This is a genomic window from Variovorax sp. RA8 (assembly GCF_901827175.1).
Lineage (GTDB): Bacteria > Pseudomonadota > Gammaproteobacteria > Burkholderiales > Burkholderiaceae_C > Variovorax.
Window position 1 is genome coordinate 435,286 of record NZ_LR594662.1, and the last position, 22,731, is coordinate 458,016.

Consider the following 22,731-nt stretch of genomic DNA (forward strand, 5'->3'; position numbering starts at 1 on the left):
CCTCGGTGCGCTCGGCACCGCGCTTGCCGGTACGGCAATGGCCCAATCCAACCCTTCAAGGACACCCGACATGGCAGGCTACTCGGCCCCCCACCTGATCCTGCACAACGGCCGGATCACCACGCTGGATCGCGCCAATCCCGTCGCCGATGCCGTGGCCATCAGGGACGGCCGTTTCACCCGCGTGGGCCGCGCGCAGGACATCTTGCCGCTGGCGGACAGCAACACCCGCGTGATCGACCTGCAGGGCAGGCGTGTGCTGCCCGGGCTGATCGACAACCATCTGCACATCATTCGCGGCGGCCTCAACTTCAACCTCGAGCTGCGCTGGGACGGCGTGCGCAGCCTGGCCGATGCGATGGCAATGCTCAAGCGCCAGGTCGCGATCACACCCGCACCGCAGTGGGTGCGCGTGGTGGGCGGGTTCACCGAGCACCAGTTCGTGGAAAAGCGCCTGCCGACCATCGCCGAGCTGAACGCGGTGGCGCCCGACACGCCGGTGTTCCTGCTGCACCTGTACGACCGCGCGCTGCTCAATGGCGCGGCGCTGCGCGCCGTGGGCTACACCAAGGACACACCCGCGCCACCCGGCGGAGAGATCGTGCGCGACGCGGCCGGCAACCCGACCGGCCTGCTCCTGGCCAAGCCCAATGCGAGCATCCTCTACGCCACGCTGGCCAAGGGGCCGAAGCTGCCCTTCGACTACCAGCTCAACTCCACCCGCCACTTCATGCGCGAGCTCAACCGATTGGGCGTGACCGGCGCGATCGACGCAGGCGGCGGCTTCCAGAACTTCCCCGAGGACTACCAGGTGATCCAGCAACTGGCCGACGCCGGCCAGCTCACCATCCGCCTCGCCTACAACCTCTTCACGCAGAAGCCCAAGCAGGAGAAAGAGGACTTCCTCAACTGGACCGCCACGTCGAACTACAAGCAGGGCGACGACTATTTCCGCCACAACGGCGCGGGCGAGATGCTGGTGTTCTCGGCCGCCGACTTCGAGGACTTTCGCCAGCCGCGGCCCGACATGGCGCCCGAGATGGAAGGCGAGCTCGAGGAGGTGGTGCGCGTGCTGGTGCAGAACAAGTGGCCGTGGCGCTTGCATGCCACCTACGACGAGACCATCGACCGCGCGCTCGACGTGTTCGAGAAGGTGGACCGCGACACCCCGCTCGCTGGGCTGAACTGGTTCTTCGATCATTGCGAGACCATTTCGGAGAAGTCGATCGACCGCATCGCCGCGCTGGGCGGCGGCATTGCGGTGCAGCACCGCATGGCTTACCAGGGCGAGTATTTCGTGGAACGCTACGGCGCAGGCGCGGCCGAGGCTACGCCACCGGTCAAGCGCATGCTCGAGAAGGGCGTGAAGGTGTCCGCGGGCACCGACGCTACGCGCGTGGCCTCGTACAACCCGTGGGTGTCGCTCTCCTGGCTGGTCACCGGCAAGACCGTCGGCGGCATGCAGCTCTACCCGCAGCGCAACTGCCTGGACCGCGAGGCCGCGCTTCGCATGTGGACCGAGAACGTGACCTGGTTCTCGAACGAGGTCGGCAAGAAGGGCCGCATCGAGGCCGGCATGCTCGCCGACCTGGTGGTGCCCGACCGGGACTTCTTCGCCTGCCCCGAATCGGAGATTGCCGACACCACGGCGCTTCTGACCATGGTCGGCGGCAAGGTGGTGTACGCCGCGGGCCCGTTTCAGTCGCATGACGAGGGCGCACCGCCGCCGGCCATGCCCGACTGGTCGCCGGTGCGCAGCTTCGGCGGCTATGCCGGCTGGGGCGACGCCGAGGGCGCACCGCTGCAGAAGGCCCTGCGTCACGCGGCCATGTCCTGCGCCTGCGCCAACAACTGCAAAGTGCACGGCCACCAGCACGCGACGGCCTGGAGCAGCAAGCTGCCGATCGCGGATCTCAAGAGCTTCTGGGGCGCGCTGGGCTGCGCCTGCTGGGCGGTGTGATGACGAGACGCTGGCAACCCACCCCCGCGCTGCGATGGATCGCCTTGCTGCTGCTGTGTGCGGCCTACCTGCAAGGCGGCTTCAACAAGGCCGTCGATTTCAGCGCCGCTGTCGGGGAGATGAAGCACTTCGGCCTGTCGCCCGCGGCGCCGCTCGCGATCGCTGTCATCGTGCTCGAGCTCGGCGCCTCGGCGCTCATCCTCACGGGCTTCCTGCGCTGGCTCGGCGCGCTCGCGCTGGGCGGCTTCACGCTGCTCGCGACCTTCGTCGCGCTGCGGTTCTGGGAAATGCCGCAGCCCGAGCGCTTCATGGCCGCCAATTCGTTCTTCGAGCACCTGGGCCTGGTTGGCGGCTTCCTGCTGGTGGCCTGGTACGACCTGAAGGAGCGCGCGAATGGCTGATCTCGCCGATGCCGCCAAGGCCGCGAGGCCGAGCGGCAGCTTCGCCCCGCTGCGCCAGCCGGTCTTCGCCGTGCTGTGGACCGCCACCGTGCTCGGCAACATCGGCAGCTTCATGCGCGACGTGGCGAGCTCGTGGCTGGTGACCGACCTCTCGGCCAGCCCCACGGCGGTGGCGCTGATCCAGACCGCGGCCACACTGCCGATCTTCCTGCTCGCGATCCCGGCCGGGGTGCTCTCCGACATCCTCGACCGGCGGCGCTTCCTGATCTTCGTGCAGCTGGTGCTGGCGGCCGTGAGCGGCACGCTGCTGGTGCTCTCGCACACCGGCGCGCTCACGGTCGAATACCTGGTCGCGCTGACCTTCGCCGGTGGCATAGGCGCGGCGCTGATGGGGCCAACCTGGCAATCGATCGTGCCGGAGCTGGTGCCGCGCAGCGACCTGAAGAGCGCGGTGGCGCTGAACTCGCTGGGCATCAACATCGCGCGCTCCATCGGGCCGGCCGCGGGCGGCCTGATCCTCGCGAGCTTCGGCGCCGCCGTGACCTATGGCGTCGACGTGCTCAGCTACGTGTTCGTGGTCGCGGCGCTGATCTGGTGGAAGCGCCCCGCCGCGGTGGACAGCGGCCTGTCGGAGAACTTCCTGGGTGCCTTCCGCGCCGGCCTGCGCTACACGCGTGCCAGCAAGGAGCTGCACCGTGTGCTGCTGCGCGCGGCCGTGTTCTTCGTGTTCGCCAGTGCGGTGTGGGCTTTGCTGCCACTGGTGGCGCGCCAGATGCTCGGCGGCAGTGCCGGCTTCTACGGCATCCTGCTCGGCGCCGTGGGCGCGGGCGCCATCGTCGGTGCGTTGGTCATGCCACGGCTGCGCGCACGCCTCGACGCAGACGGGCTCGTCCTGCTGGCCTCGTTGATCACTGCCGGCGTGATGGTCGTGCTGGTGTTCGGGCCGCCCAAGTGGCTGGCCGTGCTGCTGCTGTTGCTGCTGGGCCTGGGCTGGATCATTGCGCTGACCACACTCAACGGCGTGGCGCAGGCCATCTTGCCGAACTGGGTACGCGGCCGAGGGCTGGCGGTGTACCTGACCGTGTTCAACGGCGCAATGGCGGCCGGTAGCCTGGGCTGGGGCCTGGCCGCGCAGGAAGTCGGCGTGCCCTACGCGCTGGTGGCGGGTGCCGTCGGTCTGGTGACCGCTGCCTTGTTGTTCCACCGCGCCCGCCTGCCCACCGGCGAGTCGGACCTGCAGCCCTCGAACCATTGGCCCGAGCCGCTGGTGGCCGAGCCCATCGCGCACGACCGCGGCCCGGTGATGGTGCAGGTCGAATACCGCATCCGCAAGGAAGACCGCCCGGCGTTTCTCGACGCGATGAGGCGGCTGTCGCTGGAGCGCCGCCGCGACGGCGCATACGCCTGGGGCGTGACCGAGGACACCACCGACCCGGAGCGCGTCATGGAGTGGTTCCTCGTCGAATCCTGGGCCGAGCACCTGCGCCAGCACCACCGCGTATCGCATGCCGATGCCGAACTGCAGAACGAAGCCGCCCGTTTCCACATCGGGCCCCAGAAGCCCGTGGTGCATCACTTTCTTTCCATTTGATTCTTGCGGCCCCGAGCTGATCGAGAAGCTCGACGTGCCCTGATTGTTCGCCGGACGCGGTCATGGGTGTACCTCACCCGTCGGCGCGGTACACATCCGTCGGGGCATCCCGCATCCAGTGAGCCATTGGCACGCACCTTGCGTCTCGTCTTGTACACAAGACAGGATGCTTGATGATGGTGCATGAAACAGCCTCTCGTCGCAGCGGGACGCCGGAGCAAGCTGGGGGAGCGGCAGCCGCGCAGGCCTGGATCGCGCGGATCGATCCGCCGCTGCCCGGCGCGGCGCATGGCCCGCTCGCCGGGCTGCGCTTCGCGGCGAAGGACAACATCGATGTCGCCGGCGTGCCCACCACCGCCGCCTGCCCCGCTTTCGCGCGCACGCCGGCGGCCCACGCGCATGTGGTGCAGCGGCTGCTCGATGCCGGTGCAAGCCTGGCCGGCAAGACCAACCTCGACCAGTTCGCCTGCGGCCTCAACGGCACGCGCTCGCCCTACGGGGCGGTGCCCAACAGCTTCGACGCGCGCTATGTGAGCGGCGGGTCGAGCTCGGGCTCTGCCTGTGCGGTCGCGGCCGGCGAGGTGGACTTCGCCCTGGGGACGGACACCGCGGGGTCGGGGCGGGTGCCGGCCGGGCTCAACAACATCGTCGGCCTCAAGCCCTCGCGCGGCCTGATCAGCGCGCGCGGCGTGGTGCCGGCGGCGCAGAGCGTGGATTGCGTGTCGATCTTCGCGCCGACCGTGGGCCTGGCGGTGCGCGTGCTGCAGGCGGCGATGGGCTTCGACGCCGAAGACCCCTACGCGCGCCGGCTCGCGCTCGCCACGCAGCCGCTGCCTGCGCGCTTTCGCTTCGGCGTGCCGCGCGCGCCGCGCTTCTTCGGCGACACGCTGTCGGCCGCCGCCTTCGAGCGCGCGCTCGCGCAGATGCAAGCGCTGGGCGGCACGCCCGTCGCCATCGACTACGCGCCGCTGGCCGATGCCGCCGCGCTGCTCTACGACAGCGCGCTGGTGGCCGAGCGCTATGCCGCCGTGCGCAGTTTCTTCGACGTCAACGAGGACCAGGTCGTCGAGCCGGTGCGCGGCATCCTGGCCGCCGGCCGGCGCTACAGCGCGGCCGATTTCGTCGACGCCCGCACGCGGCTGCAAGCGCTGGGTCAGCGCGCAGCCGCGATGTGGGAAGACATCGACCTGCTCCTCGTGCCCACCGCGCCCGCCCACTACACCATCGAGGCGATGCGCGCGGCGCCGGTCGTGCTCAACCGCAACCTCGGCGAATACACCAACTTCGTCAACCTGCTCGACTACGCGGCGCTCTCGGTGCCTGCGAACCTGCGCGACGACGGACTGCCCTTCGGCATCACCCTGATCGGGCCCTGCGGCAGCGACCTGCAACTGGCGGAACTGGGGCAGCGCTTCCATCACGCCACGGGCCTGGCGCAAGGCGCCACCAGCCGGCCGCTGCCTGCGCCCGAGGCGCTGCCGATGGCGCCGCCGGAGCCCCTGGTGAAGCTCGCGGTCGTCGGCGCCCATCTCTCGGGCATGCCCCTGAACGCCCAGCTCACCGAGCGCGGCGCCACGCTGGTGGCGCAGACCTCGACCGCGCCGCAGTACCGGCTCTATGCGCTGCCCGGCACGGTGCCGCCCAAGCCCGGCCTGGTGCGCGTGGCGCCGGGACAGGGCGCGGCAATCGCCGTCGAGGTGTGGCAGATGCCGCTCGCGCACTACGGCAGCTTCGTCGCGCTGATCCCCGCGCCGCTGGGCATCGGCACGCTCGCGCTGGCCGACGGCAGCAGCGTGCAGGGCTTCCTGTGCGAAGGGCTGGCGCTCGAGGGCGCCGAGGACATCACGCATCTGGGCGGCTGGCGCCGCTACATCGAATCCCGCCAAGCTTGACAAGGAGTTCCCCATGAGCGCATCCCGACAGATCCCCGGTACTTCGCGCCGACGCGTGCTGCAAGCCGGCGCAGCAGGCATCGCGGCGCTGGCCGCGCCGGCCGTGCTCGCCCAGGCCGCGCCCAAGATCCGCATCGGCTTCTGGCCCGTGGCGGCCGGCCTGCCCTTCTTCGCGGCGGTCGACCGCGGCTACTTCAAGGAGGCCGGGCTCGATGTGGAGCCGCTCAAGTTCGCCGGCGCGCAGCAGGTGATGGAGGCCATGCTCGCGGGCCGCTCCGACGGCAGCTCCAACGGCACCGGCTCCGCCAACCTGGCGATCGGCGAGATCGCGCAGCCGGGGCTCTTCAAGATCTTCTGCACCAACCCGAGCAACGCCAGGTACGTGCTCGACGAGTTCATCGTCGCCAAGGACAGCCCGGTCAAGAGCATGGCCGAGCTCAAGGGCAAGAAGGTGGCCTCGGGCCCGGGCATCCAGAACGTGACCCTGTGCAAGACGATGCTGGAGCGCGCCGGCGCCACCGGCGCCGCGGTCTCCGAACTGCCGATCGGCCAGCACGTGGCCGCGCTGGTGGCAGGGCAGGTCGATGCCTGCTACACGCTCGAGCCCACGGGCACCGTGGGCCGCATGAACGGCACCACCCGCGTGCTGGAGGCCGGCGTGGTCGCGAAATACATCCTGGGCGATCCGATGGCGCCGTGGCACGGCGGTGCCGCGAGTCTCACGAGCGAGTTCATCAAGAAGAACCCCGAGGCGGCGAAGAAATTCATCGCCGCCTATGCGCGCGGCATCGAGCTGGTGCGCACCAGGCCCGATGAGGCGCGCACGCACATGAAGGGCTACACCGCCATCGAGGGCGCGCTGACCGCCGAGGTGCCGCTGGCCTCGTACATGCTCTACAACGAGTTCAAGCCCACCGACCTGGCCCACTTCCAGAAGTTCTACGACCTGTTCACCGAGAAGGGCATCTTCGAGAAGAAGGTGTCGGTCGACGGGTTGATTTATCGGGGCTGACCATGGCCGACGCGAACTCCACTCCCGCCGCGGGCGCGCCCTGGTCGCCGCCCGCCGCCGGCGCCGCGCCGGCGGCAGCGAAGAAGTTCTCCTGGGCGCCGTGGCTGCCGGCGATCGGCCCGGTGGTGCTCTTCATCCTCTGGGACCTGGTGGTTCGCCTGGGCTTCATCAAGCCCATCCTGCTGCCCACCCCGGCCGACACGCTCGCTGCGCTGATCACCGGGCTGGCGGGCGGGCCCCTGCTGCTGGATTTCGCGGTCACCGTGTGGCGCACGCTGCAGGCCTTCCTGATCGCCGCGGCCATCGGCGTGCCCCTGGGCGTGCTGCTGGGCAGCAACGAGAAGGCCTACCGCAGCGTGGAGTTCCTGATCGACTTCTTCCGCTCCACGCCCTCGTCGGCGCTGATCCCGCTGTTCCTGCTGATCTTCGGCGTGTCGGACATCAACAAGGTCGCGATCGCGGCCTTCGGAGCGCTGCTGATCGTGGTCTTCAACAGTGCCTACGGCGTGATCAACGCGCGCAAGCAGCGCGTGATGGCTGCGCGTGTGATGGGTGCCTCGCGCTGGCAGATCTTCAAGGACGTGCTGGTGTGGGAAAGCCTGCAGCCCTCTTTCGTCGGCCTGCGCTCCGCGGTCTCGATGGCGCTGGTGATCGTGATCGTTGCCGAGATGTTCATCGGCTCGGACAACGGCCTGGGGCATCGCATCATCGATGCGCAGCAGGTGCTCAACGTCAAGAGCATGTATGCGGCCATCCTGGCCGCCGGGGCACTGGGCTATGCGCTCAACATCCTCTTCCTGCTGGCCGAGCGCCGCATCGTGCACTGGAGCGGACGATGAGGGCCGCCGCCGACACGGTGATCAACGGCCCGGTCTACGCCGACGTGCCGAAGCCGGTCTTCCAGCCCGGCCCGGCCGGCACCCACATCACCATCCGCGGGCTGACCAAGTACTTTGCCGGGTGGCCGCTGTACGAGGACTTCGACCTCGACATTCCCAAGAGCCGGATCGTGTCGGTCTTCGGCCCCAACGGCTGCGGCAAGTCCACGCTGATCAACATGATCGCGGGCCTGATCCCGATCGACTCGGGCGAGATCCTGTTCGACGGCAAGTCGCTGAAGGACACCAAGATCGGCTACGTGTTCCAGAACTACCGCGAGGCGATGTTCCCCTGGATGCGCACCATCGACAACATCGCCTACCCGCTGAAGCTGGAAGGCCGCTCCAAGGCCGAGGTCGACCGCCGCATGGCGGAACTGGTGGCCTCCTTCGATGTCAAGTTCGACCTTCACCGCTTCCCCTACGAGCTCTCGGGCGGCCAGCAGCAGACGGCCTCGATCATGCGGGCGCTGGCGCCGAACCCCGAGGTGTTGTTCCTCGACGAGCCCTTCTCGGCGCTCGACTTCGAGATGACGCTGTTCATCCGCGAGAAGCTGCAGGAGGTCTTCATGCAGACCGGCACCACCATGCTGCTGGTCTCGCACGATCTGGAGGAGGCGGTGTACCTGGCCGACCAGGTGCTGCTGCTCACCAAGCGGCCGACCCGCGTGGCGGAGATCCTGGAGTACGGCGATGCGCGCCCGCGCACCCTCGAGACGCTGAGCGCGCCCAGCTTCATCGCCACGAAGAAGCTGAGTCTCGAGATCTTCCAGCGCGAAGTGCGCAGATGAAGCTCGCCCCCAGGCTCTCCGCGGTGTTCCTGGCATGGTCCTCGCGTGGGTGGAGCCAGAACGAGAGGACAGCTCATGACACCCAAGCAGATCGAGGCCTATGTCGATGCAGCCGCAACTGCGCTGGACCTGCGGTTGCGGCCGGACCACCGCGCCGGCGTGTTGCGCTACTTCGGGCTGGCGGCCGAGTTCGCGGCCGTCGTGGAGGCGGTGCCGCTCGACCCCCACGACGAGACCGCGGTGCACTTCTCGCCCGTGCCGACGGAGTCCCGGGAATGACGCCGGCCGCGCTGCTGTTGCAGGACGCCGCAGCCATGGCGCAGGCCGTGCGCTCAGGCGGGGTGAGTGCGGTCGCGCTGGTGCTGGCGAGCCTGGAGCGCATCGCCGCCACCGACGCGCGCATCAACGCCTTCACCGATGTGGTCCGCGAGCGTGCCCTGCGGCGCGCCGCCCAGGTCGATGCCTCGCTGGCCTCCGAGCACGGCGTGCGCACGCGCGAGCTGCCGCTGCTGGGCGTGCCCTTCGCGGTCAAGAACCTGTTCGACATCGCCGGCCTGCCGACGCTGGCCGGCTCCAAGATCGAGCGCGAGCGCGAACCCGCGCGCGGCGACGCCACGCTGGTGCGCCGCCTCGAGAGCGCCGGCGCGGTGCTGGTCGGCGCGCTCAACATGGACGAGTACGCCTACGGCTTCACCACCGAGAACAGCCACGTGGGCGCCACCCACAACCCGCACGACCTCAACTGCATCGCCGGCGGCTCCTCGGGCGGCTCGGGCGCCGCGGTGGCAGCCGGCCAGGTGCCGCTGACGCTCGGCTCCGACACCAACGGTTCGATCCGCGTGCCGGCCTCGCTCAACGGCGTGTTCGGGCTCAAGCCCACCTTCGGCCGGCTGCCGCGCACCGGCAGCTACCCCTTCGTCTCCAGCCTGGACCATCTCGGCCCTTTTGCGCGCACGGCGCGCGACCTGGCCCTGGCCTACGACGCGATGCAGGGCCCGGAGCGCCTGGCGCCGCGCGACCCCGGCTGCGCGCAGCGGCCCGTCGAGCCGGTCGTCCAGTCGCTGTCGCGCGGCGTGCAGGGCCTGCGCATCGGCGTGCTGGGCGGCTGGTTCCGGCAGCGCGCGCAGCCCGAGGCGCGGGGCGCTGTCGATGCCGTGGCGCTCGCGCTGGGCGCGGTCCGCACGGTCGAGCTGCCGATGGTGGAGGCCGGCCGTGCCGCCGCCTTCCTCATCACCAATGCCGAAGGCGCGGCGCTGCATCTGCACGATCTGCGCACGCGGCCGCAGGACTTCGAGCCCCTGTCGCGCGACCGCTTCCTGGCCGGCGCGCTGCTGCCGGCGGCCTGGGTGGCGCGCGCGCAGCGCGTGCGCCGGCTCTATGCGCAACAGGCGGCGCGCGTATTCGAGCGTTTCGACATCCTGCTCGCCGCGGCCACGCCCTGCGCCGCGACGCCGATCGGCACCGAGTGGCTCGAACTCAATGGCCAGCGCGTCCCCCTGCGCGCCAACATGGGCGTGCTGACCCAGCCGATCTCGTGCATCGGCCTGCCGGTCTGTGCGGTGCCGGTGTGGGGAGCGCATGCGAGCCTGCCGATCGGTGTGCAGGTGATCGGCGCACCCTGGCGCGAGGACCTGGTGCTGCGCGTGGCCGCGACGCTCGAATCGGCCGGCGTCGCACATGCGCCGGTCGCCAGGTTGGCATGAGCGAAGCCATGACGACACTGGAAATCAACCTTCCCGATGTGCTGGCCGAAGTGACGGCCGCCTTCGCCCGCTACGAGGACGCGCTGGTCCACAACAAGGTCGAGGTGCTCGACGAACTGTTCTGGAACAGCCCGCACACGCTGCGCTACGGCGCCACCGAGAACCTCTACGGCTACGAGGCCATCCAGGCCTTCCGCGCATCGCGCCCATCGCAGGGCCTGGCGCGCGAGCTGCTGCGCACCGTCATCACCACCTACGGCCGCGATCTCGCTACCGCCAACTGCGAGTTCCGCCGCGAAGGCAGCGCGCGCACCGGCCGCCAGAGCCAGACCTGGATGCGCACCGGCCAGGGCTGGCGCGTGGTGGCCGCGCACGTGAGCCTGCTTGCCTGACCGATCCCAGCCCTCCCCCTCATCACTTTGGAGCACCCATGAGCCAGTTCACCCGCCGCGATTCCCTCAAGTCCCTCGCCGCGCTCGCCTCCGCCACCTCGCTGGGCGGCTGGGGCGCGCTGGCAAGTGCGCAGAAGCCGCTGACCGTGGGCGTGATCTACGTCGGCCCGCGCGACGACTACGGCTACAACCAGGCGCACGCCCAGGCCGCGGCCGAGCTGAAGAAGATGCCCGGCATCAAGCTGGTCGAGGAAGAGAACGTGCCCGAGACCGCGGCCGTGCAGAAGACCATGACCGGCATGATCGCGCAGGACGGCGCCAAGCTGCTCTTCCCCACCTCCTTCGGCTACTTCGACCCGCACATCCTCGCGGTCGCGCCCAAGAACCCCGAGGTGCGCTTCTCGCACTGCGGCGGCCTCTGGTCGGAGGGCAAGCATCCGAAGAACGTGGGCAGCTTCTTCGGCTACATCGACGAGTGCCAGTACCTGAACGGCGTGGTCGCCGGCCACATGACCAAGAGCAACAAGATCGCCTTCGTCGCGGCCAAGCCCATCCCGCAGGTGCTGCGCAACATCAACGCCTTCACCATGGGCGCGCGTTCGGTCAAGCCCGGCATCACCTGCAGCGTGATCTTCACCGGCGACTGGTCGATGGCCGTGAAGGAGGCCGAGGCCACCAACAGCCTGGCCGACCAGGGCTGCGACGTGTTCACCATGCACGTGGACGGACCCAAGGTGGTGGTCGAGACCGCGGCCAAGCGCGGCAAGATGGTTTGCGGCTACCACGCGAGCCAGGCCAGGCTCGCGCCCAATGCCTATCTCACGGGTGCCGAGTGGAACTGGCTCACGGCCTACAAGACCGCGGTCGAGGCGGCGCAGAGCGGCAAGCCGCATCCCAACTTCCTGCGCGGCGGACTGAAGGAAGGCTACGTGAAGATGTCCGCCTACGGGCCGATGGTGAGCGATGCGGCGAAGAAGAACGCCGACGACATCAAGGCGAAGATGCTGGCCGGCACCTTCGACATCTTCCAGGGCGGCTTGAAGGACAACAAGGGCGCGGTCGTCATCCCGGCCGGAAAGGCGCTGAAGCAGACCGACCTCGAGCTCGAGAAGATGAACTACCTGGTCGAAGGCGTCGTCGGCTCGATCGGTTGATTTCATCGCGAGCCCGGCCATGCGCAACGCACTGAAGGAAGCGGCCCTGCCGGCGTTCGCCATCGCGGCGGCGCTGCTCCTGTTCGGCGTCTTCGTGTGGTTCGCCGGGGCGAGCCCTGTGGAGGTCTGGGTGATCCTCTTCAAGGGCGCCTTCGGCGACTGGTTCTCCTGGCAGAACACCTTGCAGCGCGCCGCGCCGCTGATGCTGACCGCGCTGTGCGTCGCCATTCCGGCGCGCGCCGGCCTGGTCATCATCGGCGGCGAAGGCGCGCTGGTGCTGGGCGGCCTGGCCTGCGCGGCCTTGCCCTATGTGCTGCCGCTGCCGGCCAATGCCTTCGGCTCGCTGCTGCTTTGCATCGCCGGGGCCGTGGCGGGCGCGTTGTGGATCATGCTGGCCGGCTGGCTGCGGCAGTACCGCGGCATCAACGAGACCATCAGCAGCCTGCTGCTGGCCTATGTCGCGATCGGCCTCTTCAAGCACCTGGTCGAGGGCGTGCTGCGCGATCCGGCCAGCCTCAACAAGCCGGCCACGCGCTCGCTCGCCGAAGGGCTGTCGATCGGCGGCATCGGCGGCTCGGACGTGCACTGGGGCCTGGCGATCGGCATCGTGGCCTGCCTGGCCTCGGGGCTGTGGCTGCGCGCCACCGCCTCCGGCTTCGCGGTGCGGGTGGTCGGCGGCAATCCGCGCGCCGCGCAGCTGGTGGGGCTGCCCGCGAGCCGGCTGATCCTCGCGGCCTGCGGCCTCGGCGGCGCCTGCGCCGGCGTGGCCGGCGCGGTGGAGGTGGCGGCGGTCCATACCAATGCCAACGCCTCGCTGATCGCGGGCTACGGCTATGCGGGCATCCTGGTGTCCTTCATCGCGCGCCACAACCCGGTGGCTGTGATCCCGGTCGCGATCCTGTTCGGCGGCTTCGGCGCCGCGGGCAGCCTGCTGCAGCGGCGCGTCGGCCTGCCCGACGCCTCGGTGCTGGTGCTGCAGGGCATGGCCTTCGTGCTGATCCTGGCGAGCGAAGGGCTGCGCATGGTCGACTGGAAGACCTTGCTGCGCAACCGGATGCCTCAATCCCCCGAGCCCCGGATGCGCAAGGAGCCCGTATGACGCCGGACCCGTGGATCGCGCTCGTCGCCGGCATCGTCGGCGGCGCCCTGCGTGTCGGCGCGCCCTTCCTGTTCGTCAGTCTCGGCGAATGCCTGACCGAGAAGTCGGGCCGCATCAACCTCGGTCTCGAAGGCGTGCTGGTGCTCTCGGCCATGGCCTCCTTCGGGGGAGCCTGGCTCACGGACTCGGCCTGGCTGGGGGTGCTGATCGGCGCCACGGCCGGCGCGCTGCTGGCGCTGCTGCATGGCCTGCTGTGCTCGCTCGACCGCGTCAACGACGTGGCGACCGGCATCGCGCTGATGCTGTTCGGCACCGGGCTCGCCTTCTACCTCGGCAAGCCGCTGATCCAGCCGCAGGCGCCGCAGCTGCCGGCCATCCCGCTGGGCAACTGGAGCGAGAACCCGGTGGTGCGCTCCGCGCTTCAGGTCAATGCGCTGGTGCCGCTGGGCATCGTGCTGGCGCTGGTGTTGTGGTGGGCCTTCGCGCGCACGCGCATCGGGCTGCTGGTGCGCATGGCGGGCGACTCGGCCAACGCGACGCGGGCGCTGGGCTATTCGGTGGCGGGCCTGCGCATCGGGGCCACCACCGCCGGCGGCTTCATCGCGGGGCTGGGCGGCGCGTCGCTGACGCTCTTCTACCCGGGCAGCTGGAACGAGGGCATCTCGAGCGGGCAGGGCTTGATCGCCGTGGCGCTGGTGATCTTCGCGCGCTGGAGCCCGCTGCGCTGCATCGGCGCGGCGCTGCTCTTCGGCGGCGCCGGCGCGATCGGGCCGGCGCTGCAGTCCATCGGCGTGGGCTGGGGCTACCACCTCTTCAATACGGTGCCCTACGTGCTCACGCTGGTGATCCTGGTGCTGACCTGCAAGCCGGGCAGCGTGGCCGCCGGAAGCCCCGGCGAGCTTTCATCGACCCGTTGAAAGGAGAGACGCCGATGAGCGGTCTGGGTGGTTTGAACAAGTCGGCCCATGGAGTGGTCCTCGGGCTGGTGCAGCTGCAACTGCCGGTCGTGAAGACGCCCGCCGACCTGGCGGCGCAGACGCAGCGCATCTGCGAGCTGGTTGCCAAGGCGCGCCGCAACCAGGGAACGATGGACCTGGTGGTATTCCCGGAGTATTCGCTGCACGGCCTGTCGATGGACACCGCGCCCGAGATCATGTGCACGCTGGACGGCCCCGAGGTGGCGGCCTTCAGGCAGGCCTGCATCGACAACGCGATCTGGGGCTGCTTCTCGATCATGGAGGCCAATCCCGGCGGCAATCCGTACAACAGCGGGCTGATCATCGACGACCAGGGGGCGATCCGGCTCTACTACCGCAAGATGCATCCCTGGGTGCCGGTCGAGCCCTGGGAGCCCGGCAACATCGGCATCCCCGTGTGCGACGGGCCCAACGGCAGCAAGCTCGCGCTGATCATCTGCCACGACGGCATGCTGCCCGAGATGGCGCGCGAAGCCGCGTACAAGGGCGCCGAGATCATCATCCGCACGGCGGGCTACACCGCGCCGATCCGCCATGCCTGGCGCATCACCAACCAGGCCAATGCCTTCTGCAACCTGGCCTGCACCGCGAGCGTGTGCATGTGCGGCAGCGACGGCACCTTCGACTCGATGGGCGAGGGCATGTTCTGCAACTTCGACGGCACGGTGCTGGTCGAGGGCGGCGGCCGGCCCGACGAGATCGTCACCGCCGAGCTGCGGCCCGACCTGGTGCGCGAGGCGCGCATCGGCTGGGGCGTGGAGAACAACATCTACCAGCTCTACCACCGCGGCTACGTGGCGGTGAAGGGCGGTGCGCAGGACTGCCCGTACACCTACATGCGGGACATGGCGGCCGGCCGCTACCGGCTGCCGTGGAGCGAGGAAGTGAAGGTGAAGGACGGCAGCGGCTTCGGCTTCGGGCCGCCGGTGCGCGCCTACAAGGGGCCGGAGGAAATGGGATGAGCAGTCAGACGCAGGGCATTGGGCGCTTCGTCCACGCCGACCCCTATCGCTGGCCCTACAACGGTGCGCTGCGGCCCGAAAACACGGCGCTCATCGTGATCGACATGCAGACCGACTTCTGCGGCCAGGGCGGCTACGTCGACGTGATGGGTTATGACCTGTCGCTGGTGCAGGCGCCGATCGAGCCGATCGCTCGGACGATGGCGCGCCTGCGCGCGCTCGGCTTCCACGTCATTCACACGCGCGAAGGCCACCGGCCGGACCTGGCCGACCTGCCGGCCAACAAGCGCTGGCGCTCGCGCCAGATCGGCGCCGGCGGCGTGGGCATCGGCGATGCGGGCCCGTGCGGGCGCATCCTGGTGCGCGGCGAACCGGGCTGGGAGATCATTCCGGCGCTCGCGCCGCTGCCCGGCGAGGTGGTGATCGACAAGCCCGGCAAGGGATCCTTCTATGCCACCGATCTCGAGCTGGTCCTGCGTACGCGCGGCATCGAGAACCTGATCCTCGCCGGCATCACCACCGACGTCTGCGTGCACACCACCATGCGCGACGCCAACGACCGCGGCTTCGAGTGCCTGCTGCTGTCGGATTGCACCGCCGCGACGGACCACGGCAACCACCTCGCGGCGCTGAAGATGATCACCATGCAGGGCGGCGTGTTCGGCGCGCATGCCAGCTCGGCCGCGCTGCTCGACGCACTGGGCGAGATGTAGCAGGGAGCCTTGCCCATGCCCGACCCACTCCAGCAACAACCCATCGGCGCCTTGCCCGCCGCCACGGGCGCGCTCGCGCTCGACACCTACCGCCTGACCAAGCGCTTCGGCGACTTCAGCGCCATGGACAGCGTGAGCATGTGCGTCGAGCCCGGCAGCGTGCATGCGCTGCTCGGCGAGAACGGCGCCGGCAAGAGCACGCTGGTCAAGTGCGTGGCCGGCTACCAGCGCGCGGAGGAGGGCAGCATCCTGATCGACGGGCGCGAGCAGGAGATCGCCAATCCCGTGGTGGCGCGGGCCCTCGGCATCGGCATGGTCTACCAGCATTTCACGCTGGCCCCGGGCATGACCGTGGCCGAGAACCTGCTGCTGGCCGGCGGCCGGACGCCGGCGGTGATCGACTGGAAGCGCAAGCGCGCCGAGCTCGAGGCCTTCCTGGCGACCACGCCCTTCCGCCTGGACCTCGACCTGCGGCCTTCGGAGCTGGCCGCGGGCGAGAAGCAGAAGCTGGAGCTGCTCAAGCAGCTGTACCTGAAGCCGCGCCTCCTGATCCTCGACGAGCCGACCTCCGTGCTGACGCCGCAGGAGGCCGACGAGGTGCTGGGCCATGTGCGCGCCTTCGCGCAGAGCGGGCTGTGCACCGTGCTCATCATCACGCACAAGTTTCGCGAGGTGATGGCCTATGCCGACAGCGTGACCGTGCTGCGTCGAGGCAAGGCGGTGCATCACTGCCGCGTCGCCGACACCGATCCGGCGCGCCTGGCCGCCGCGATGATGGGCGAAGGCGCGGCGCCGCCGCCCGAAGGCGAGGCCGGGGTTGCCGCGGCATCGGGCGAGGCGCAGCCTGCGGCGCGTGCCGATGCCCCCGTGGCCTTGCAGGTCGACGCGCTGCGCGCGCAGGGCGATCGCGGGACCTTGGCGGTGCACGACCTGAGCCTCGCGGTGCGTGCCGGCGAGATCCTCGGCGTGGCCGGCGTCTCGGGCAATGGCCAGCGGGAGCTGGTCGAAGCGCTCGTCGGACAGCGCGCGCGGCTGGCCGGCGGGGTGAGGGTGATGGGCGAGCCTTATGCGGCGCGCCGCGGGGAGAACCGCCGCCTCAAGGTGCGCAGCCTGCCCGAGGAGCCGCTGCGCAACGCCTGCGTGGGCGATCTCAGCGTTGCGGAGAACATGGCGCTGCGCGATTTCGACCAGCCGCCGCTGGCGCGCGCCGGCGTGCTGAACTTCGCGGCGTGGCGCAGCCGTGCGCGCGAGTGGATCGTCGAGTACGGGGTGAAGACCCGGGGCGAGGGCGCGCCGATCCGCAGCCTCTCGGGCGGCAATGTGCAGCGGGCGGTGCTGGCGCGCGAGCTGGCCGGGGACATCAACGTGCTGATCGCGGCCAACCCGGTGTTCGGGCTGGACTTCGCAGCGGTGGCCGAGATTCACGGGCGCATCCGGCAGGTGCGGGCGCGAGGCGGCGCGGTGCTCCTGATCAGCGAGGACCTGGATGAGCTGATGGAGATGGCGGACCGGATCGTGGTGATGAGCGAGGGAAGGATCGTGTTCGAGACGCCGGCGGCCTCTGCGCAGCGGCATGTGCTGGGGGCGCATATGGGGGGAGGGCATCACGCATGAGGGCGTATGTCCCGGTTTGCTCCCTTCCCCTCACACGAACGAGCGCCGTCGCCAAATCGTCCTCCCCCAGCCGGAAGAGGCAGTAAAAGACATGCAAATCGACGCCACCCCCTTCCCCTGCGAATTCGACTTCCCCCGCACAGCCCTCGTCATCATCGACATGCAACGCGACTTCATCGAACCCGGCGGTTTCGGCGCAAGCCTGGGTAACGACGTCTCGCTGCTCCAGGCCATCGTTCCCGCCACGCAGTCGGTGCTCCACGCATGGCGAAGCAGGGGCGGCCTCGTGGTCCATACGAGGGAAGCCCACCGCCCCGACCTGGCCGACTGCCCGCCGGCCAAGCGCAACCGTGGAAAGCCCACGCTGCGCATCGGCGACCCGGGCCCGATGGGCCGCATCCTGATCGCCGGCGAGCCCGGCAACCAGATCATCGACGCCCTGGCGCCGATCGACGGCGAGATCGTGATCGACAAGCCCGGCAAGGGCGCCTTCTACGCGACCGGCCTGCAGTCCCTGCTGCAGCAGCGCGGCATCCGCAGCCTGGTCTTCATGGGCGTCACCACCGAGGTCTGCGTACAGACCAGCATGCGCGAGGCCAACGACCGCGGCTACGACAGCCTGCTGCTGGAAGACTGCACCGAGAGCTACTTCCCCGCCTTCAAGGCCGCGGCGCTGGAGATGATCCGCGCCCAGGGCGCGATCGTCGGCTGGACCGCGCCGAGCGTGCGCCTGCTCGCCGCGCTGGGCGACTAACATCTTCTCCGTGCCCACCTCCGTCAAGACCCGCACCGCTCCCACCCGACCCGCGGCGGAAGACCCGGCGTTCCGCACCCGCGCCGACGAGGTCTACGCCCAGCTCAAGCGCGACGTCGCCGAGTTCAGCCTGGTGCCGGGGGACCGCTTCACCGAAAGCGAGATCAGCGAACGCCTGGGCGTCTCGCGTACGCCGGTGCGCCAGGCGTTGTTCCGGCTGCAGCAGGAGGGCTACGTCGAGGTGCTGTTCCGCAGCGGCTGGCGCGTGCTGCCCTTCGACTTCGACCAGTTCGAGCAGCTCTACGACCTGCGCATGGTGCTGGAGACCACCGCCGTGCACCGGCTCTGCGAGAGCGACCATCGGGTCGACCGCAGCCTGCTGGAGAGCCTGGCGGGCATCTGGCTGGTGCCCGCGGCGCAGCGCAGCGCCGACACCGTGCAGGTCGCGCAATGGGACGAGGAATTCCACTGCGCGCTGGTCGCCGCCGCCGGCAACGCCGAGATGGCCCGCGTGCACCGCGATGTGACGGACCGCATCCGCATCATCCGCCGGCTCGACTTCACGCAGCAGTCGCGCGTCGACGCCACCTACGAGGAGCACGCCAAGATCCTCAAGTCGATCCGCGCCAACCGCGGCGACCAGGCGGCGATGCTGCTGCGTGCGCACATCGAGACCAGCCAGGCGGAGGTGCGCAAGATCACGCTGCACCAGGTCCACATGGCACGGACCGCCGGCCGCCGATGAACCCTGGCTGGGAGGTTGCGCTTATTCCGCGGTGATGTTTCCGCGCTGCACGACGCCGGCCCAGCGCTGCGCATCCTTGGCCATCAGTTCCTTGAACTCGCCGGGGGCCGAGCTCGCCGGCACCATGCCCTGCGACTCGAACGCGGTCGCGACCTCGGGCTGCTTCAGCACCGCGCCGATTTCCTTGTTGAGCCGCGCCACCACCGCCTCGGGCGTGCCCTTGGGTGCCAGCACGCCGTACCACATGTCGACATTGCCGACCTTGATGCCGGCCTCGGCCAAGGTCGGGACCTCGGGCAACTGAGCCAGCCGCTTGTCGCTGCCGGTCGCGATCGCTTTCAGCTTGCCGGCCTGGATGTGTTGCAGCGCCACGTGCACCGGCAGGAACATGTAGTCGATGCGTCCGCCGAGCAGGTCGGTCACAGCGCCGGCCGTGCCCTTGTAGGGCACGTGCAGCATCTCGGTGCCGGTGCTCTGCAGCAGCAGCGCCATCGACAGGTGGTGCGGCGTGCCCACGCCCGGCGTGGCGTAGGTGAACTTGCCGGGGTTGGCCTTGGCCGCCGCCACCACCTGCGCCACCGAGGTGGTCTTCTGCACGTTCGGGTTGGTCACCAGCAGCAGCGTGCCCCAGGAGGTGAGCGAGACCGGCGTGAAGTCGTTCAGCGGGTCGTAGGCCAGCGACTTGTAGAGGCTCTTGTTCATCACCAGCGTATTGACCTGCACCAGCAGCGTGTAGCCGTCGGGCTTGGCGCGCGCGACCTTCTCGCTGCCGATGTTGCCGCTGGCGCCGGCCACGTTGTCGACCACCACGGGCTGCCCCAGCACGGCCGGCAGCCGGGCCGAGAGCTGGCGTGCGATCAGGTCGATGCCGGTGCCGGGCGTGTAGGGCACCACCAGCGTGATCGGCTGGTCGGGCCAGGCCTGGGCAGCCGCGGCGCCGGCGGTCAGCAGCAGGGTGGCGAGAATCTTCTTGAATGGCAGCATGGTGTTGTCTCCGTCGGTCTTGTGTTCAAAGGTAGGAAGGCCGAGCCTTCAGCGCCGCCGGGTCGTAGCCGGCCACGCGCTTGTAGTTGTCGGAGATGGCCTGCAGCTCCGCGGTGCTGACGATGTCCTCGAGGCGCTCGAAGCGCTTGCCACCGGAACGCTGGAACACCTCGCGCAGGATGGTGTCGGGCGGGTTGCTGCGGTTGGTCAGCACCACGTCGGTCGTGGCCTGGACGCGCACCCGGTCGTAGTCCTCCAGCGCCTTCGTGCCGACGCCGAGTCGCTTCAGTGCGCCCGCGAGGTAGCGCGCATCGATGATGGCCTGGCCCGCGCCATTGGAGCCGCGCGGCACCATCGGGTGGGCCGCGTCGCCCAGCAGCGTGAGGCGGCCATGGGTCCACCGCGGCAGCGGGTCCTGGTCGACCATCGGGTACTCGAGGATCGAGTCCGAAGAACGGATCAGCGCCGGCACGTCCAGCCAGTCGAAATGCCAATCCTCGAAGGCGGGCATGAAGTCCGCGAGCCGTCCAGGGCGGCTCCAGTCCTGCAGCGCGGGCTGCGGCGCGTGGATCTCGGCCACCCAGTTGACCAGCTGGTTGCCGTCGGCGTCGACGTTGTTGCGGATGGGGTAGATGACCATCTTGCCTTCGTCCAGCCAGCCTGCGCGCACCATGCTCGCGCCCGAGAGGAAGGGCTTGTGCTTCGCGGTGCCGCGCCACATGTTGACGCCGGAGTAGCGCGGCGGCCCCTCGTTCGGGTAGAGCTGCTTGCGCAGCACCGAGTGGATGCCGTCGCAGCCCACGGCGAGCTCGGCGCGCACGGAGGGCAACGCGGCGCCGTCGGGCGCGGTGAAGCGGGCGGTGACGCCATGCGCGTCCTGCTCGACGCCCGCGCAGCGGTGGCCGCAGACCACGCTGTCCGCCCCCAGGCGTTCGCGCACGGCATCCAGAAGCACCGTGTGCAGATCGCCGCGGTGAATCGAGTACTGGGGCCAGTCGTAGCCCGCTGCCGTCCCCGCGGCCTCGCGGAACACCAATTGGCCATGGGAGTTGAAGAACACCGCCTCCTGCGTGCGCACGCCCACGGCGTCGAGCGCCGGCAGCAGGCCCAGCTCGCCGAGCTCGCGCGCCGCATGCGGCAGCAGGTTGATGCCGACGCCGAGCGGCTTCAGCTCGGGCACCGCTTCATAGACGCGGCAGGCAATGCCGGCCTGGTGCAGGCTCAGTGCCAGGGTGAGGCCGCCGATGCCGGCGCCCAGCACGATCACTTGGGTCGATGTCTCGCTCATGTCTCCGGTTCTCTTCTCGCAGGGGGAAATCCGGATTAGACCCGGGCGTCGTTCATATGGGAAATTTAGATGTCGTATGGATTTATCATGATCTGGTATGAATCTGTCCATGCGCCAGATGCGCGCCTTCCTGCATGTAGCGCGGATCGGAAACTTCACCCGCGCGGCCGAGCAGGCCCACATGACGCAGGCGGGCCTGAGCACGCTGGTGCGCGAGATGGAGCGCCAACTCGGCGCCCGCCTGTTCGATCGCACCACGCGCATGGTCGGCCTGACGGCAGCGGGGCGGCGCCTGCTGCCGGTGGTCGAGCGCGTGCTGGGCGAGCTCGACGAGGTGACGGGCCGCCTCGGCGCCGAGGGCGACGAGGCTCGGCAGACGCTGCGTGTCGCCGCCACCCCGCTGGTTTCCTCGCACCTGCTGCCGCAGGTCTTCGCCCGCTTCCGCGAAAGCCATCCGCGCATGCGGCTCAGGCTCTTCGATGCCGACCTTCGCGCCGTGGAAGCAATGGTGGCCGAGGGCGAGGCCGACATGGGCCTGGGCTTCTTCTTCAAGCCTGCGCCGGGGCTGGACCGCTCACCGGTGGGTCGTTTCCAGCTGATGCGCGTGACACCGGCGCAAGACGATGAAACGACGCCCGTCGGCAGCGCCCCGTGGTCCTCGCTGCGCGGCGAGCAGCTGCTGGGCTTGCCGCCGAGCAATCCGATCCAGAAGCTCATCGACAGCCACCTTGCAAACATCGGCCAGGCCGATCCGGACCGTCCGGCCTTCAACTTCTTCGGCACCCTGATCTCGATGGTCGAGGCGGGCTTCGGCAGCGCCGTGATGCCGACCTTTGCGCTCGCGGCCTGCCGGCGGCACCGGGTGCGCACCGACCTGCTGGTCAAGCCGAAGGTCGAGCTGGACTTCTACCGCATCACCAAGCGCGGCACGCAGGAAACCGAGGGCATGCAGGCGTTCTGCAAGACACTGGTCAAGGCGTTGCCGGCCCTGTCGCGATAGCTCGCCTGCGCAGTCAGAGCGTGAGGTCGTAGTCCACCGTGATGGGCGCGTGGTCGCTGAACTTGATGGTCCTGAAGATCTGCTCGTTGCGCGCGAGCCTGGCGATCGCCGGTGTGGCCAGGTGGTAGTCCAGCCGCCAGCCCACGTTCTTCGCATAGGCCTGGCCGCGGTTGCTCCACCAGGTGTAGGCCTCGTCGGTGGTGTCGGGCTTGAGCATGCGGTAGACGTCGACCAGGCCCGCGCCCTCGGCGCCCTCGTCCAACAGCTGCGTCATCCACGCCCGCTCCTCAGGCAGGAAGCCGCTGTTCTTCTGGTTGCCGCGCCAGTTCTTGAGGTCGATCTCCTTGTGCGCGATGTTGATGTCGCCGCACAGCACGAACTCCCGCTCGCGCTTGAGGGCGATGAGATGCGGGAAGAAGCCCTTGAGGAAACGGTACTTCGCCGCCTGCCGCTCCTCGCCCGAGGAGCCGCTCGGGAAATAGCAGCTGATCACCGAGAACTTGCGCTCGCGCGTGTCGAAGCGCAGCTCGAGGTAGCGACCCTCGGCGTCGAATTCCCTGTCGCCCCAGCCCACCACGACTTCGCCGGGCTCGTGCCTGGTGTAGATCGCAGTGCCGGCGTAGCCCTTCTTCTCCGCGAAATGGAAGTGGCCCTTGAGGCCTGCCATGGCCTCGAAGCGGCCCTCGATGTCGCTCGCCTGGACGCGGATTTCCTGCATGCAAATACAATCCGGCGCCAGTTCGGCCACCCAGTCGGCGACGCCCTTGGTCGCGGCCGAGCGCAGGCCATTGAGGTTGAGGCTGGTGAGTTTGAACACGAGG

22 protein-coding genes are annotated in these 22,731 nt (G+C 69.4%); 19 read left to right on the top strand and 3 right to left on the bottom strand.

From position 1 onward, the window contains the following. Positions 1-70: 70 nt before the first annotated feature. From E5P3_RS02020 to E5P3_RS02105, 18 genes are all read left to right on the top strand, one after another. A complete protein-coding gene (locus E5P3_RS02020; RefSeq protein WP_162589487.1) occupies positions 71-1,960 on the top strand; it encodes an amidohydrolase in 1,890 nt (629 codons plus the stop codon). Beyond that, positions 1,960-2,361 carry a DoxX family protein gene (locus E5P3_RS02025; protein ID WP_162584468.1) on the top strand — a complete coding sequence of 134 codons (402 nt, stop codon included), beginning with the start codon at positions 1,960-1,962 and terminating at the stop codon, positions 2,359-2,361. Before E5P3_RS02020 ends, E5P3_RS02025 begins: the two co-directional genes overlap by 1 nt. Then, positions 2,354-3,952, top strand: coding sequence for an MFS transporter (locus E5P3_RS02030; protein WP_162584469.1), 1,599 nt, complete (start codon positions 2,354-2,356; stop codon positions 3,950-3,952). Before E5P3_RS02025 ends, E5P3_RS02030 begins: the two co-directional genes overlap by 8 nt. Before the next feature lie 173 nt (positions 3,953-4,125). After that, positions 4,126-5,844 (top strand): allophanate hydrolase, encoded by a 1,719-nt coding sequence (gene atzF / locus E5P3_RS02035; RefSeq protein ID WP_443083227.1) that lies wholly within the window; start codon positions 4,126-4,128, stop codon positions 5,842-5,844. Between the two features lie 13 nt (positions 5,845-5,857). Further along, positions 5,858-6,856, top strand: coding sequence for an ABC transporter substrate-binding protein (locus tag E5P3_RS02040; protein WP_162584471.1), 999 nt, complete (start codon positions 5,858-5,860; stop codon positions 6,854-6,856). Between the two features lie 2 nt (positions 6,857-6,858). After that, positions 6,859-7,695, top strand: a complete 837-nt coding sequence (locus tag E5P3_RS02045; RefSeq protein WP_162584472.1) for an ABC transporter permease — start codon at positions 6,859-6,861, stop codon at positions 7,693-7,695. Next, positions 7,692-8,525, top strand: coding sequence for an ABC transporter ATP-binding protein (locus E5P3_RS02050; RefSeq protein ID WP_162584473.1), 834 nt, complete (start codon positions 7,692-7,694; stop codon positions 8,523-8,525). The genes E5P3_RS02045 and E5P3_RS02050 overlap by 4 nt, the downstream gene beginning before the upstream one ends. A 75-nt stretch (positions 8,526-8,600) precedes the next feature. Beyond that, positions 8,601-8,804: an AtzG-like protein gene (locus tag E5P3_RS02055; RefSeq protein ID WP_162584474.1), complete on the top strand. Its 204-nt coding sequence runs from the start codon at positions 8,601-8,603 to the stop codon at positions 8,802-8,804. Beyond that, entirely contained in the window at positions 8,801-10,228 is a 1,428-nt protein-coding gene (locus E5P3_RS02060) for an AtzE family amidohydrolase (protein WP_162584475.1), read from the top strand. The genes E5P3_RS02055 and E5P3_RS02060 overlap by 4 nt, the downstream gene beginning before the upstream one ends. A gap of 17 nt (positions 10,229-10,245) precedes the next feature. Continuing rightward, positions 10,246-10,620, top strand: coding sequence for an oxalurate catabolism protein HpxZ (hpxZ, locus tag E5P3_RS02065; RefSeq protein WP_162589488.1), 375 nt, complete (start codon positions 10,246-10,248; stop codon positions 10,618-10,620). A gap of 38 nt (positions 10,621-10,658) precedes the next feature. After that, entirely contained in the window at positions 10,659-11,774 is a 1,116-nt protein-coding gene (locus tag E5P3_RS02070) for a BMP family ABC transporter substrate-binding protein (protein WP_162584476.1), read from the top strand. 19 nt (positions 11,775-11,793) lie between these two features. Continuing rightward, on the top strand, positions 11,794-12,873 hold the full coding sequence (locus tag E5P3_RS02075; protein ID WP_162584477.1) for an ABC transporter permease: 1,080 nt from the start codon (positions 11,794-11,796) through the stop codon (positions 12,871-12,873). Beyond that, the gene (locus E5P3_RS02080) at positions 12,870-13,790 is read left to right on the top strand and encodes an ABC transporter permease (protein WP_162584478.1); all 921 of its coding nucleotides are present in this window, start codon (positions 12,870-12,872) and stop codon (positions 13,788-13,790) included. Before E5P3_RS02075 ends, E5P3_RS02080 begins: the two co-directional genes overlap by 4 nt. 14 nt (positions 13,791-13,804) lie before the next feature. After that, positions 13,805-14,812: a formamidase gene (locus E5P3_RS02085; RefSeq protein ID WP_162584479.1), complete on the top strand. Its 1,008-nt coding sequence runs from the start codon at positions 13,805-13,807 to the stop codon at positions 14,810-14,812. Continuing rightward, positions 14,809-15,525 (top strand): biuret amidohydrolase, encoded by a 717-nt coding sequence (biuH, locus tag E5P3_RS02090; RefSeq protein WP_162584480.1) that lies wholly within the window; start codon positions 14,809-14,811, stop codon positions 15,523-15,525. Before E5P3_RS02085 ends, biuH begins: the two co-directional genes overlap by 4 nt. Before the next feature lie 15 nt (positions 15,526-15,540). After that, complete coding sequence (locus tag E5P3_RS02095) at positions 15,541-17,139, top strand: ABC transporter ATP-binding protein (RefSeq protein ID WP_162584481.1); 1,599 nt, start codon at positions 15,541-15,543, stop codon at positions 17,137-17,139. A gap of 91 nt (positions 17,140-17,230) precedes the next feature. Further along, positions 17,231-17,893 (top strand): cysteine hydrolase family protein, encoded by a 663-nt coding sequence (locus tag E5P3_RS02100; protein ID WP_162584482.1) that lies wholly within the window; start codon positions 17,231-17,233, stop codon positions 17,891-17,893. A gap of 10 nt (positions 17,894-17,903) precedes the next feature. After that, entirely contained in the window at positions 17,904-18,638 is a 735-nt protein-coding gene (locus E5P3_RS02105) for a GntR family transcriptional regulator (RefSeq protein ID WP_174263026.1), read from the top strand. Between the two features lie 21 nt (positions 18,639-18,659). Here the strand turns inward: E5P3_RS02105 and E5P3_RS02110 are convergent, their stop codons facing one another. After that, positions 18,660-19,622 carry a tripartite tricarboxylate transporter substrate binding protein gene (locus tag E5P3_RS02110; protein WP_162584483.1) on the bottom strand — a complete coding sequence of 321 codons (963 nt, stop codon included), beginning with the start codon at positions 19,620-19,622 and terminating at the stop codon, positions 18,660-18,662. A gap of 25 nt (positions 19,623-19,647) precedes the next feature. Then, positions 19,648-20,910, bottom strand: coding sequence for a flavin-dependent oxidoreductase (locus E5P3_RS02115; RefSeq protein WP_162584484.1), 1,263 nt, complete (start codon positions 20,908-20,910; stop codon positions 19,648-19,650). Between the two features lie 97 nt (positions 20,911-21,007). Here E5P3_RS02115 and E5P3_RS02120 point away from each other — a divergent pair, with 97 nt between their 5' ends. After that, positions 21,008-21,910, top strand: a complete 903-nt coding sequence (locus E5P3_RS02120; RefSeq protein WP_162584485.1) for a LysR family transcriptional regulator — start codon at positions 21,008-21,010, stop codon at positions 21,908-21,910. A gap of 13 nt (positions 21,911-21,923) precedes the next feature. Here E5P3_RS02120 and E5P3_RS02125 read toward each other — a convergent pair whose 3' ends face one another. Further along, the gene (locus tag E5P3_RS02125) at positions 21,924-22,727 is read right to left on the bottom strand and encodes an exodeoxyribonuclease III (protein WP_162584486.1); all 804 of its coding nucleotides are present in this window, start codon (positions 22,725-22,727) and stop codon (positions 21,924-21,926) included. Positions 22,728-22,731: the final 4 nt, after the last annotated feature.

Coding starts and splice junctions, on each gene's coding strand:
- E5P3_RS02045 (WP_162584472.1), top strand. CDS start 6,859: ATGGCCGACGCGAACTCCACTCCCGCCGCGGGCGCGCCCTGGTCGCCG.
- E5P3_RS02100 (WP_162584482.1), top strand. CDS start 17,231: ATGCAAATCGACGCCACCCCCTTCCCCTGCGAATTCGACTTCCCCCGC.
- E5P3_RS02075 (WP_162584477.1), top strand. CDS start 11,794: ATGCGCAACGCACTGAAGGAAGCGGCCCTGCCGGCGTTCGCCATCGCG.
- E5P3_RS02020 (WP_162589487.1), top strand. CDS start 71: ATGGCAGGCTACTCGGCCCCCCACCTGATCCTGCACAACGGCCGGATC.
- atzF (WP_443083227.1), top strand. CDS start 4,126: ATGATGGTGCATGAAACAGCCTCTCGTCGCAGCGGGACGCCGGAGCAA.
- E5P3_RS02055 (WP_162584474.1), top strand. CDS start 8,601: ATGACACCCAAGCAGATCGAGGCCTATGTCGATGCAGCCGCAACTGCG.
- E5P3_RS02060 (WP_162584475.1), top strand. CDS start 8,801: ATGACGCCGGCCGCGCTGCTGTTGCAGGACGCCGCAGCCATGGCGCAG.
- E5P3_RS02095 (WP_162584481.1), top strand. CDS start 15,541: ATGCCCGACCCACTCCAGCAACAACCCATCGGCGCCTTGCCCGCCGCC.
- E5P3_RS02110 (WP_162584483.1), bottom strand. CDS start 19,622: ATGCTGCCATTCAAGAAGATTCTCGCCACCCTGCTGCTGACCGCCGGC.
- E5P3_RS02080 (WP_162584478.1), top strand. CDS start 12,870: ATGACGCCGGACCCGTGGATCGCGCTCGTCGCCGGCATCGTCGGCGGC.
- biuH (WP_162584480.1), top strand. CDS start 14,809: ATGAGCAGTCAGACGCAGGGCATTGGGCGCTTCGTCCACGCCGACCCC.
- E5P3_RS02115 (WP_162584484.1), bottom strand. CDS start 20,910: ATGAGCGAGACATCGACCCAAGTGATCGTGCTGGGCGCCGGCATCGGC.
- E5P3_RS02040 (WP_162584471.1), top strand. CDS start 5,858: ATGAGCGCATCCCGACAGATCCCCGGTACTTCGCGCCGACGCGTGCTG.
- E5P3_RS02030 (WP_162584469.1), top strand. CDS start 2,354: ATGGCTGATCTCGCCGATGCCGCCAAGGCCGCGAGGCCGAGCGGCAGC.
- E5P3_RS02025 (WP_162584468.1), top strand. CDS start 1,960: ATGACGAGACGCTGGCAACCCACCCCCGCGCTGCGATGGATCGCCTTG.
- E5P3_RS02050 (WP_162584473.1), top strand. CDS start 7,692: ATGAGGGCCGCCGCCGACACGGTGATCAACGGCCCGGTCTACGCCGAC.
- E5P3_RS02085 (WP_162584479.1), top strand. CDS start 13,805: ATGAGCGGTCTGGGTGGTTTGAACAAGTCGGCCCATGGAGTGGTCCTC.
- E5P3_RS02120 (WP_162584485.1), top strand. CDS start 21,008: ATGAATCTGTCCATGCGCCAGATGCGCGCCTTCCTGCATGTAGCGCGG.
- E5P3_RS02070 (WP_162584476.1), top strand. CDS start 10,659: ATGAGCCAGTTCACCCGCCGCGATTCCCTCAAGTCCCTCGCCGCGCTC.